The sequence below is a fragment of the Halalkalibacter hemicellulosilyticusJCM 9152 genome (genome assembly GCF_000513115.1).
In the GTDB taxonomy this organism is placed as follows: Bacteria; Bacillota; Bacilli; order Bacillales; family Bacillaceae_D; genus Halalkalibacter; species Halalkalibacter hemicellulosilyticus.
The window spans coordinates 66,394-78,552 of the sequence record NZ_BAUU01000021.1; the positions used below are offsets into that span (position 1 = coordinate 66,394).

Genomic DNA, 12,159 nt, shown 5'->3' on the forward strand with positions numbered 1-12,159 from the left:
TTTTATACATATAATTAATGAGTCGGATGACAGAAGGGACTGACTAAGGTGCGTTTTGTTTTTGATCGAAATCAACTAAAAGAATGTGATTCTATTCCTCCGGGTATTCAACTATACTCCGTACGAAGGGAATTTAATGCCAACCCAGTACAAACGTTACAGGCGTTGTCAGACATGGGATATGAGACAGTAGAATTTGCGGGTTATGGTGATGTGCCTGCATCTGTTATGAAGCAATATTTGCGAGATGCCTCTTTACAAGCTCCAGCTTCTCATGTTCAATTTGAGCATCTAGTAGAAGATTTACAAGCTGAAATTGAATATGCAAAGGTCGTTGGTATCGCATATATTGTTATCCCTTTCGTTGAGCCTGACATTTTTAAAGAGGAAGCTGCTTTTCAACAACTCATTTTTTCTATAAAAAAAATGGCTAAAATCGTTAAAGAGGCTGGTCTTCAGCTTGCTTATCATAATCACCAAGAGGAATTTGAACCTTTGCCATCAGGGGAATTAGTGATTGATCGACTAATACGAGAAGTAGGCAGTGATTTGGTATTAGAGATAGACCTTTACTGGACTTTTAAAGCCGGCTTTGAACCGTTAGATGTATTAACGAAATACAAAGGTCGTACACCACTTGTTCATATAAAAGAAGCGGGTCCCACCGGTGAAACAACTGAGTTAGATCGAGGAGTGATTGATTATCGCTTAACTTTAAAACAGCTTGAACGATTTGGAGTGTACTATTATTTCGTTGAACAGGAGCATTTTGAACGTCCACCATTAAAAAGTGCCCAAATCAATAGCCAATTTGTTCAAAAATGGAAAGGAAGGAGTCGATAAAAAATGGAACAGCGCTTTTTTCCTCAGGAGGAATATACGAATGGCGATTTCCAAGCAGTTCAGATTCCGATATGTCATCCAGACCGGCCAGAAAAACCATTAGATACGTGGGTTCCGTTAACGCCTATTGAAGAAATGGCGAAACAAGAATATGACGTATTAATTGTAGGAACAGGTGCAGGGGCAAGTGCGGTTGCATGGAAGCTGGCTCAAGAGGAAGGGATAGAAGATAAGAAAATTGGCATGATTGATGCGGGTGGATTATATATTCCAACTCATGTTAATAATATTCCTACTTTAGAGGGACGGCGCGATGCGTATCGATTTAATGAAAAGATTAGTCGACCGATCGGGGAACCGGATTTACCAGCCTCTAAACAGGTGATTGGATTTGGGGGAAAAGCAATCATGTGGGGGGAGTTGCGGTTCGGTTTCAGCCGTATGAATTTACCTTTTGGCCAATTTCGTATGATGATATTGAACCGTATTATGAATTAGCCGAACAAATCCTCTATGTTCAAGAGCCGTCGACAACAGTGGAAACGAATCTTTTTTTACAGCAATTGTGGCAAAACAATTACCCCGCTTTTATTATGCCGTTTGCCGCTCGATTAGAGTGGCAGGAAGGTCGAGCGCTTCCTGATGTGTTTTCAAGCTCGCTCACTTTAATTGGAGCAGCATTAGGTAAAAGGGACATCGATATTGCTATTCATGCACCTGTGCAAAAAGTGTTGATGAATGGAGACAAAGTTCAAGGTGTTGAAGCCATCGATCGTAACGAACGTGTTCATCAAATTAAAGCAAAAAAAGTTGTTTTAGCTGCCAATGCATTTCAAACTCCACGTATTTTGTTGCAATCACCCTTTGATCATTTACCCGTCGGGCGCTACTTAATCAAACATACTTTCTTCAAAATGAGAGCTTTCACATCTGAAGAAGTGGGAGATCTTTTCTCAGAAATTACACCTTGCTACGTCAGACAGCGTCCGGACGCTCCATATTTTGTACAAATATTTCCAGAAGCCGATCGGCAGTTAGGTTTTTATGGTTTTGTTAAAGTACTTTCACGATATCGAAATCGTGTGACATTAAGTAATAATAAGCTGTTAACTTTTTATCAAAGTAGTGAATTAGATAGACAATTGTTAAATCAAGCACTAATTGATACGGAGCGAATGATTCAGTTAATTGGAGCTGAAATAGGTGCTGAAAAGGAGGGGGATGAACCGCTTTGCTTAACCATTCCAGGAAGTGATTATCACGAGTCAGGAACATGTCGGATGGGAATGAGCCCGAGTGATTCAGTCGTTGATTCCACTTGCGCTGTTCATGGTGTAAAGGGGCTATGGATAGCTGATAACAGCATTTTACCAACGCTTGGATCGAACCCTACGTTAACGACAATGTCTTTAAGCTTACGAACAGGAGATACCATCATTAGGGAATTAGTAGATGAATGATTGGATAGAATCAGAATTTGCAGTAGCAAACTCAAAGGAGAGCGACGGCTCCGCACACCTCTTTAAGAAAAAGACGTTATCACATTTTTCTTAATGCATGAATTTAACAAAATTGCTCATCCTAACTATAAACATCGGAAAAATGAGGAGTAAGTCGTATGAGTCCACGTCGAACAGGTTGGCGTATTAAACAAAAGTCGGGTGTCAGTAAAAAAGAGCAGCTTATTGATGATTCCATGAAGCAAATGAAAAGAATAGACGATCAGCTTAAAAATAGTAGAGCAAAGATAGATGATATTTTTAAAGACACAGATGATATTAGTTTTCACGATTATCAGTTTGGTCCTCATCTATCGATTCATTCATTTATTATTCATTGTCAATCTCTCGTTCAGAAAGAAAAAGTGAACTTTGTTAAGTCGTTATTGCAGGATCTTGTGAAGCATGAGATCGGGTCAGCGAATGAAATTACGTTAGAAAGGCTAAAGCATTTTATTTTAAACCACGGAGTCACAAATGAAACCCCTGTTCTAATTAATGACTATGAAGAAGCGACTACGAAAGTATTGGCGGGCTATTTCGTTCTGTTTATTGATGGTTGGGATCAAGCATTAGCGTTTGAGGCGATTTCTATTGAAGGGCGATCTGTTGCCGAGCCCTCGACAGAAGCAGTTGTTAAAGGCCCACATGAAGGAACGGTAGAAGATTTAAAAAAGAATATTGGCTTAATCCGTTCAAGAATCCAGTCAAAGCATTTAAAACTTAAATCATTGCATGTTGGTCAAGTGACACGTACGGAAATTGCATATATGTATTTAGAAGGTGCTGTCGATGCTGAAGTTTTAGCTGAATTTGAAAAACGATTGGAAAAGGTGAAGGATTTAGAAATATTAGAAACCACTTTTTTAGAAGAATTAATTGAAGATTCAACTCTTTCTCCTTTTCCACAATATCGTTATACAGAGCGCCCTGATACGGCTACTGCTGCATTAATTGATGGGAAGATCATTGCGCTCGTGCACGGAACAGGGGCTATTTTAATATGCCCTGCCCTTTATTTAGAGTTATTCCAATCCGTAGAGGATTATTATCAGCGTTCATTTATCTCTACTACGATAAGGTTAATGCGATTCATTGCCGTTATTATTGCTCTAACTTTACCGAGTGTGTACATTGCGTTATCAACGTTTCACCCAGAGATGATCCCAACCATTCTACTGTTGGCGATCGTTAATACACGAGAAGGAATTCCCTTTCCTGCTCTACTTGAAGCATTAATTATGGTTTTCTTTTTTGAATTAATGCGTGAAGCAGGTATTCGTATGCCTAAGCCTGTTGGACAAGCTGTGAGTATCGTAGGTGCGCTCATTATTGGTGAGGCAGCCATTCAAGCAGGAATTGCTTCGCCAATAATGGTGGTTGTTGTGGCATTAACAGGAATTTCGTCCTTTGCCGTACCGCAATATAACTTAGCGATTAGCTACCGTATTATACAGTTTCCTTTAATGTTTTTAGCTGCAACATTAGGAGGATTTGGCATCATGGTTGGACTGTTACTCGTTCTCCTTCATTTAAGCTCATTAAGATCGTTAGGTGTTCCTTATTTAGCCCCTTTTGCTCCATTAAGGCCGCGACAGTTAAGAGATGCTTTTATCCGTGCGCCGATTGGGAAACTATTACGCTCACCACGTAATCAGAAGAACCATCAATACCCACATACATCAAATGAGAAATGAGGAAGGAAAAATGAAACGTATTTTCTTGTTGATGATCACTCTTATGCTCCTTACTGGCTGTTGGGATCAACAGGAGTTAATGGAGAGAGGGTTTATTTTAGGAGCTGCACTTGATGAGGATGAGGAAAGAATTGAGCTAACGGTTCAATTTTATCGGCCTGCTAAAATTGGAGCTGCTGAGGAAGGAGGAGGGAGAGAACCAATCGTAACGACTATTGAAAGCAAATCGTTATCAGAAGCTGCGAGAAATTTAGTGAATTACTTTGGGAGAAAATCAAATTGGAGTCATATGCAAATCGTTATTATTGGAGAAGAAACAGCTAGAAACCGCCATTTTAATGATATTTTAGCTTTTTTTTATCGGGAGCAAGAGCCACGGGCAACGACTAATTTATTGATTGGCAAAGGAAAAGGAAGGGACTATTTAGAAATTGAACCGATGTTTGAATATGCTTCAAGTCGTCAGCTGCGTGAGTTGCAAAAGCTTTCTCATAATGAAGCTGGAAATACGTTGGATACAACACTGCACGAGCTTAGCCTCCAGCTCCAAAGTGAACTAGAAGTGGCGATTGTACCACTCGCTGAAAAAAAGGTAGAAAAGGATCTTGTATCAGCTCCTCTAATAGGAGTTGCCATTATTAAAGATGGCGTCATGGTTGGGGAATTAGATGGAACTGAAACTCAGCATGTTCTTATGATTCGGGAACAATATGATAGAGGTGTTTGGAAAATCCCTTGTGAACAGGATCCGGAAATGATTAAATCGGATAATATTGAGCTGATTATGACAGATTCACACATTTCACCGAGTATAGAAGGAGAGCAGTTAGTTGTAGATGTTGATATCCAATTTGAAGCAAGGGTTCGTGAGTTAATGTGTGATACGGTTTTAGAAACAGCAGAGGAAATAAATGCATACGCTCAAAAAATCGAAGAAACAATTGAAAAAGATTTGGACAAAACGATAGAAGATGTAAAGAAGAAAAGAATTGATGTTCTCAATTTAGGAAATGATATTCATAAAAAGGATGCTAAGAAATGGGAAGAAATAAAGGATAATTGGGAGGAATATTTGGAAGGTGCTCAATTTGCTTATGATATGAAAGTGAAAATTGTGAGCTCTGGTTTAGTCGATTTAAAGCCATTTATGGAAGCGGATTAGGTGATGGAACATGGCGACAAAAGTGATCATGCTGGCGATATTATTTTTAAGTTTAATGATCAATGATTATTCTAAGCTGAAAAAGAAAAAGCGCAAAATAATTATCATTTATTTGGCTATAGTAGCGATCACAATTTATTTAAGTGCTGACTTCATCTTCATATTAAATATGTATGATTTAACAGATTTGTTGCATGATATTTTGTTTCAGCCAGCAAATCAAATTGTCGATTGGATGGTTATTGAATAAGGAGGAAAGGGATGGAACAATCAAAGGAAATAGTAAGTGATCATCAGATGGCGTTTATTTTCTTATGCTATATGGTAGGCTCTGCTTTAGTAAACATCCCTTCTCCGTTAATTGCAAATGCAGGAAATGGAGCATGGATTTCTTTGCTTCTTACTTCTATTGTTGGCTTTGGAATCTTAATCGTTATCTTGTATTTAAATAAAGAGCATAGAGATAAAACCTTTTTTGAATATACGAAAAAGGTTTACGGAAAGTGGCTTTCGTATGTTGTAATCGGGTTGTTATTAATACTACTAGTTATTATGGTATCGAATATTATATTGGATGTAGGCATGTTTTTACATAATACAATTATGAGAACAACTCCTTTATATATTTTTCAAGTGTTCATCTTTCTTGTCGCAGCTTTAACGGTTTTTTGTGGGATTGAAGTTATTGGTCGAATGTTTACAATGCTAATTCTTTTTGTTCTATCTGTATTTGGCGTGTTTCTACTAATGATCGTACCCGTTATTGAACCGCAATACATTCTGCCACTTACTCCTGAGGGTTGGAAGCCGATCTTACATGGATCGTATTTTGTATACGGATTTCCTTATAGTGAAGTTATTTTATTTGCGATATTACTACCATATGCTCGCCAGAAGAAAGCGGGTAGTTTAAAACGAGGAATGATTGTTGCCTATGTTCTAACAACTCTTCTTTTATTAACAACGATTCTTATTTCGATTATGGTTTTAGGCCCAATAGGAACAAAGGTCAAATATGCGTTGTTTTACATATCTACTTTAATTGATGTTCAAGATATATTAACGCGTATTGAAGCGGTCATGGCAATGAGCTGGATAATTGGTTCTTATATGAAAGCAACGATTGTCCTATATATGATTCATACGTTATTTAATGAGATGGTAGGTGAGAAAGGGACAAGAATGTTCGTATTTCCGATCACATTATTATGTTTTCTTATGTCTGTGACTTTGTACGAGCATGAGCTTGAATTCGCTGAGAATGTAGGAATCATTTGGCCTCTTTTTATAACGATTGTCGCCGTTATACCAATAACATTAATGGCAATCATTACAGCCATTAAAAAAAGGTGGAAAGGAAAAAAACGTTCAAAAGAATTGAATGTTTAATTCGTAGAACGAATACAATTTGTATTTTTTAGTTGTAGAATGGACATCCTTTATGCTACATTATAAATAGTGTGTACTTACGGTGTGGAGGTGTAGGTTGTGGAAGCTTTAGCAATTGTTCTACTTATCATTGTATCGATTTTATTAATTACGGTTGTATTGCTACAATCTGGGAGAAGTGCTGGTTTATCTGGAGCGATCTCAGGTGGTGCGGAGCAGTTAGTCGGAAAGCAAAAAGCACGAGGATTAGATGCGGTATTAATTCGTGCAACAGTCGTGCTTGCTGTTTTATTTTTTGTACTAACGGTAACGGTTGCATATTTCCTTTAATGAACGAAGCGGTAGGTGATTAGCACCTATCGCTTTTTCTATAACTATGAAAAGGAACCGGATTCCGTTAAATGGCCGAAATACGGCGTTAGGTTCCATTAAATAAGGTGTAAGTGGTTTCGTTCATTGCTTAAAGGGCACCAAAAAAAGATAAAAACCAAATTTTTCTAGTACCTCCTATTGTGTTTTTCTTATTATATGGTTAGTTTAATGAGATATCGGGAAAATTGATAGGGAAGGTTAAATGGGAATGAGGGTATGATCATGAGAGCTGTTGCACCGAAACCGTTTACGTTTACAGGGGACACAGAGCGTGCTGTGTTGTTATTACATGGATTTACGGGGACGACTGCTGATGTACGAATGCTCGGTCGTTTTTTACAAAAAAAGGGCTATACGTCTCATGCACCATTGTATAGAGGGCATGGTGAGGAGCCACAGCTGCTTGTACAAGCCGGACCTAGTGATTGGTGGGAGGATGTCAAAAAGGGATATCACTATTTACGAGAGTTAGGGTATGAGAAAATAGCTGTAGCAGGATTATCACTAGGAGGACTGTTTAGCTTAAAACTGGCCTATTACTATCCAGTTGTCGGGCTTATTCCGATGTGTGCACCGATGAAGCCAAGAACCGAGCGTGCCATTTATGACGGACTACAAGATTATGTCAAACATTATAAAAGAAGAGAGAAAATCACCATAGATATCGAACGATTTCATCAAGAATCAATTGGTTTACTCGTCGCTTTACAAGAAGAAATGGTTCAAGTCAAACAGTCACTTGAATCGATTCATGCGCCAGCATTAATTATTCAAGCACGGCATGATGAAATGATTGATATTAATAGTGCAACGGTCATTCTTCAACGTATAGCATCAGAAGAAAAAGAAATAAAATGGTATGAAGATTCAACTCATGTCATTACATTAGGAAATGAACGAGATCAACTTCATGAAGATATTAATCATTTTTTAGAACAGTTACATTGGAGTTGATTGGAGAAAAAGGAGTGAAGCATAAAATGAATGAACAAAAAATACAACAGTTAACCTCGTTTTTTCAAGAAGCAGAAAAGCCGTTATTAATAAATGAGATTGAAGAAATGTTAGCTGTTGATGGAAGTGAGCAATTTAAAGATTTAGTAAAAGTACTAAATGAAATGGAGGAACGCGGCCTAGTCGTTCGCACGAGAACAAACCGTTATGGCGTTCCAGAGAAAATGAATCTTGTGCGAGGAAGAGTTCAAGGACATGCGAAGGGATTTGCTTTTATTATTCCTGAGCAAGCCGGTGTAGACGATGTATACGTATCTCATGCCGATTTAAAAAGTGCGATGAATGGTGATACAGTGCTCGTACGTCTTCATCAACAAACGTCTGGTGCCCGTCCTGAAGGTCAAATCGTTCGAATATTGGAACGAGGGGTAACGACGACAGTAGGAACGTTTGTCGATCAGAAATCATATGGCTTTGTTGTGGCGGATGATAAGCGGATTGCCAATGATATTTTTATTCCGAAAGAAGAAAAAAATGGCGCGATTGATGGTCATAAAGTCGTTGTCGAAATAACGAAATACCCTGAAGGTAGAATGAGTGCAGAAGGCAGCGTTATAAATGTATTAGGTCATAAAAACGACCCAGGAATGGATATTATCTCAATTATTTATAAATATGGTATCCCAATGGACTTTCCTGATGAGGTGCTTGAACAAGCGAATGCCGTTCCTGATGAAATCGATCCAGATGACTTACAAGGGCGACGCGACTTGCGCGATGAAACGATTGTGACGATTGATGGAGCAGATGCAAAAGATTTAGATGATGCGGTTCATGTGAAGAAGCTTGATAATGGTCACTATTTGCTTGGTGTGCATATTGCTGATGTGTCTCATTATGTGAAGGAAGGCTCACCAATTGATGTTGAAGCGAGTGATCGAGCAACAAGTGTCTATTTAGTGGATCGTGTGATTCCAATGATTCCGCATCGGTTATCCAATGGAATTTGTAGTTTGAACCCACAGGTTGATCGCTTAACGTTATCATGTGAAATGGAGATTAATTCACAAGGACACGTAATCAAGCATGACATTTTTCAAAGTGTCATTAAGACGACCGAACGAATGACATATGCTGATGTGAATAAAATATTAGTCGATAAGGATGAAGAAACGAAATCACGTTATGAAGAGCTCGTACCATTTTTTGAATTGATGGAGGAGTTGGCTGCGATTTTACGGAAAAAGCGCTTTGATCGTGGAGCCATTGACTTTGATTTTAATGAAGCGAAGGTGCTTGTTGATCAAGAAGGTGAACCAACAGACGTTGTATTACGAACTCGTTCCGTTGCAGAGAAATTGATTGAGGAATTTATGCTAGCGGCTAATGAAACCGTTGCAGAGCATTTCCATTGGTTGAAGTTACCGTTTGTGTATCGAATTCACGAAGATCCAGATGCAGAAAAGCTAACAAAGTTCCTTGAATTTATTACGAATTTCGGTTATGTCGTTCGTGGGAATGCGAATACCGTTCATCCACGTGCTTTGCAAATGCTTCTTGAAGAAGTTAGAGGAGAGCCTGAGGAAACGGTCATAAGTACGGTCATGTTGCGCTCGATGAAGCAAGCGAAGTATGATGTAAATAGTCTAGGTCACTTTGGCTTGTCGACTGAATTTTATACACATTTCACGTCTCCGATTCGCCGTTACCCTGATTTGCTCGTCCATCGACTTATACGTGAATATGTGATAAAAGGAAATGTTGATGAACAAACTCAGGAGAAAATGCGTGAAATCTTACCTGAGCTAACAAGGCATTCTTCTGAAATGGAACGTCGTGCAGTAGAAGCAGAACGTGATACGGATAACGTGAAAAAGGCACAATTTATGAGTCATAAAATTGGTGAGACATTTACCGGGATTATTAGCAGTGTGACGAATTTCGGTTTATTTGTCGAGCTAGAAAATACAATTGAAGGTCTTGTTCATGTTAGCTACTTAACAGATGATTATTATCGTTTTGATGACCGTCATTATGCGATGATTGGCGAGCGTACAGGGCAAATCTTCCGAATCGGTGATGAAATAGAGGTTCGTGTCGCTAGTGTCAATGTCGATGAAGCTTCGATTGATTTCGAAATTGTCGGAATGAAGCCACGTGCGCGTCGAGAAGGACGAGATCGACCGAAAGTCATCGTCGGTGGAAAGCGTGAAAAGAAACAAGGGTTAAAGCTGAATGGAAAAAGCGATCAACCGAATGGGACTCGTAAGAAAAAGAAGAAGAAGTTCTATGAGAATGCCCCTAGCTTCAAGCGGAAGAAAGGGAAGAAGCGGCGGAAATAGAACGGTTATGGTGCTTGATTAGGTAAAAATCTTAAATTAAAGGGTATGCTCTAAGCCTGTTAGCGCATACCCGAAAGTAATGAGTGATCGTGCTGTGTTCTTTTAAAATCATAGAGAGAATAAGAGCCACTCTCTATGAGTGTCGATTGAAACGATTATAGCTTCAAATCGATCGTTCCTCCTAAATGAGGCTGAGCTGCTTGCTGAAGATTCGCCACATCACCAGAAGACATTAGCTTCTGTAGTGCTTCTCCTTGCTGTTCAGCAGTTCCGAGCGATTTTTTCATCAACGCTAATGAGACATCTTGTTTCACTTGGTTTTGGCTCATTCCCATTGATAATAAAGCAATATCCATCAAATCCCACCTTTCTACTACTTACTGTACACTACATTGTAAGTTTATTTCTAGTGATATCGGGAATTTTTTATGTCGAAGCTTGATTTTATCTTTATTAATATGTATACCTTTTGGAAAAGGAAATTCATTCCCTTTTTTAAAACTTGAAATTGACGTTTAATCACGTGCTTTGCTATCATATAAGCATGACGCATTGAAAAAGGGTGTAGGGATATGGCTAGGAATGAGAAGGATGCTAATGTGATTGCTCAAAATAAACGAGCGAGACATGATTATTTTGTAGAAGAAACGTTTGAAGCTGGTATTGTCTTGAAAGGGACGGAAATCAAATCGATTCGTGCAGGACGTATGAACTTGAAGGATTCGTTTGCACGTGTTGCAAACGGAGAAGCGTATTTGCATAATGCTCATATTAGTGAATATGAGCAAGGGAATCGCTACAACCATGATCCTGTAAGAGCACGTAAGCTATTGCTTCATAAAAAGGAGATCAATCAGCTTATCGGTCAAACACAGCAAAAAGGGTATTCCCTTGTTCCATTAAAGGTTTACTTGAAAAACGGATTTGCGAAAGTATTAATTGGACTTGCCAAAGGGAAAAAGAATTATGATAAGCGCGAGACACTTAAGCGAAACGATGCGAAGCGGGAAGTCGATCGTGCGTTAAAGGAACGAATGAATGGATAATAATTACCAGTTGAAACGTCAGCTAGCTATGCTATAATAAGAAGTCCAGGGCGAAATGATGTTCTGGATTCTTCTCATGAAAGATGCAAGAAGCTTTTATGATATCAAGGGGACGTTTTGGATTCGACAGGGATAGGTCGTGCTTACGTGGCGAGCCGAGGGGGTCGGCCTCGTTAAAACGCCAAAGCCAATTAACTGGCAAAGAAAACAATAACTTCGCAGTAGCTGCCTAATAGCACTCTGCGGTTCCGCCCTCCATCGCCCATGTGGTAGGATACGGGACTCACTCTAAGTGGCTACGCCGGTTACCCGCCGTCTGAGGGTGAAGGAAGAGAACAATCAGACTAGCCACAAGGAAGCCTGTCATTGGGCTGAATTGTTGGCGAACTGCTAATACAGTGACTACGCCCGTAGAAGCGTAAGTGTCGTTATTTCTGGACGTGGGTTCGATTCCCACCGTCTCCACCAAAATAAACGTAAATTACTTGATTGCTGTGATATGTTGTGACTTCAAACATATATTTTCGTAAAACGAAAGCTTATGCTTGTAACTTAGTTGTATTTAGTATCATAAGCAACTTAGAACTTAATTATTTATTGAAATGCACACAAGGTATTGTGTGCATCAGACCGTAGACAAAACGGCTTTGAGATATGACTCTCAAAGGCGTTTTTGTATTTTTCGTATGGTTTTTCGGTAGCCATGTCGCCAGTTTTTTCAGGTTCATAGCAGCAAAAACAAGCATCGCCTGCATTGAATTTTTTTCGAGCCCCTTCAGGTTCGTCCAACGCAGTCCATGCTTTTGTTTAAGATCGGCAAAGACTCGTTCAATCGTTTCTTCCCGTCTTGCATAA

General features: G+C 39.1%; 12 protein-coding genes, 1 other RNA gene and 1 pseudogene. 12 read left to right on the top strand and 2 right to left on the bottom strand.

Going from position 1 to position 12,159, the window contains the following annotated elements:
- Window positions 1–48 precede the first annotated feature (48 nt).
- The 10 genes from JCM9152_RS14000 (at window position 49) to rnr (ending at window position 10,258) form a co-directional block, all read left to right on the top strand.
- The gene (locus tag JCM9152_RS14000; RefSeq protein ID WP_035345533.1) at window positions 49–843 is read left to right on the top strand and encodes a sugar phosphate isomerase/epimerase family protein; all 795 of its coding nucleotides are present in this window, start codon (window positions 49–51) and stop codon (window positions 841–843) included.
- A 3-nt stretch (window positions 844–846) separates the two neighbouring features.
- Window positions 847–1,341: a hypothetical protein gene (locus JCM9152_RS14005; protein ID WP_035345536.1), complete on the top strand. Its 495-nt coding sequence runs from the start codon at window positions 847–849 to the stop codon at window positions 1,339–1,341.
- Window positions 1,254–2,303, top strand: coding sequence for a GMC oxidoreductase (locus tag JCM9152_RS14010; RefSeq protein WP_148296513.1), 1,050 nt, complete (start codon window positions 1,254–1,256; stop codon window positions 2,301–2,303). Before JCM9152_RS14005 ends, JCM9152_RS14010 begins: the two co-directional genes overlap by 88 nt.
- A gap of 158 nt (window positions 2,304–2,461) precedes the next feature.
- Window positions 2,462–4,039: a spore germination protein gene (locus tag JCM9152_RS14015; protein ID WP_235715720.1), complete on the top strand. Its 1,578-nt coding sequence runs from the start codon at window positions 2,462–2,464 to the stop codon at window positions 4,037–4,039.
- Between the two features lie 10 nt (window positions 4,040–4,049).
- A complete protein-coding gene (locus JCM9152_RS14020; RefSeq protein WP_035345541.1) occupies window positions 4,050–5,201 on the top strand; it encodes a Ger(x)C family spore germination protein in 1,152 nt (383 codons plus the stop codon).
- 10 nt (window positions 5,202–5,211) lie between these two features.
- Window positions 5,212–5,451 carry a hypothetical protein gene (locus JCM9152_RS14025; RefSeq protein WP_035345544.1) on the top strand — a complete coding sequence of 80 codons (240 nt, stop codon included), beginning with the start codon at window positions 5,212–5,214 and terminating at the stop codon, window positions 5,449–5,451.
- An 11-nt stretch (window positions 5,452–5,462) separates the two neighbouring features.
- Window positions 5,463–6,590: a GerAB/ArcD/ProY family transporter gene (locus tag JCM9152_RS14030; RefSeq protein WP_035345546.1), complete on the top strand. Its 1,128-nt coding sequence runs from the start codon at window positions 5,463–5,465 to the stop codon at window positions 6,588–6,590.
- 99 nt (window positions 6,591–6,689) lie between these two features.
- Window positions 6,690–6,920 (top strand): preprotein translocase subunit SecG, encoded by a 231-nt coding sequence (gene secG, locus JCM9152_RS14035; protein ID WP_035345549.1) that lies wholly within the window; start codon window positions 6,690–6,692, stop codon window positions 6,918–6,920.
- A gap of 261 nt (window positions 6,921–7,181) precedes the next feature.
- Window positions 7,182–7,916: an alpha/beta hydrolase gene (locus tag JCM9152_RS14040; protein ID WP_304503402.1), complete on the top strand. Its 735-nt coding sequence runs from the start codon at window positions 7,182–7,184 to the stop codon at window positions 7,914–7,916.
- Window positions 7,917–7,942: 26 nt separating this feature from the next.
- The gene (gene rnr, locus JCM9152_RS14045) at window positions 7,943–10,258 is read left to right on the top strand and encodes a ribonuclease R (protein ID WP_035345555.1); all 2,316 of its coding nucleotides are present in this window, start codon (window positions 7,943–7,945) and stop codon (window positions 10,256–10,258) included.
- A gap of 155 nt (window positions 10,259–10,413) precedes the next feature.
- Here rnr and JCM9152_RS14050 read toward each other — a convergent pair whose 3' ends face one another.
- Entirely contained in the window at window positions 10,414–10,614 is a 201-nt protein-coding gene (locus tag JCM9152_RS14050; RefSeq protein WP_035345558.1) for a YjfB family protein, read from the bottom strand.
- Window positions 10,615–10,830: 216 nt separating this feature from the next.
- Here JCM9152_RS14050 and smpB point away from each other — a divergent pair, with 216 nt between their 5' ends.
- A complete protein-coding gene (gene smpB / locus JCM9152_RS14055) occupies window positions 10,831–11,304 on the top strand; it encodes an SsrA-binding protein SmpB (protein ID WP_035345560.1) in 474 nt (157 codons plus the stop codon).
- Between the two features lie 108 nt (window positions 11,305–11,412).
- Window positions 11,413–11,772: a transfer-messenger RNA gene (gene ssrA / locus JCM9152_RS21965) on the top strand.
- Between the two features lie 126 nt (window positions 11,773–11,898).
- Here ssrA and JCM9152_RS14060 read toward each other — a convergent pair.
- Window positions 11,899–12,159 (bottom strand): annotated as a pseudogene (locus JCM9152_RS14060) (transposase); the annotation flags it as partial.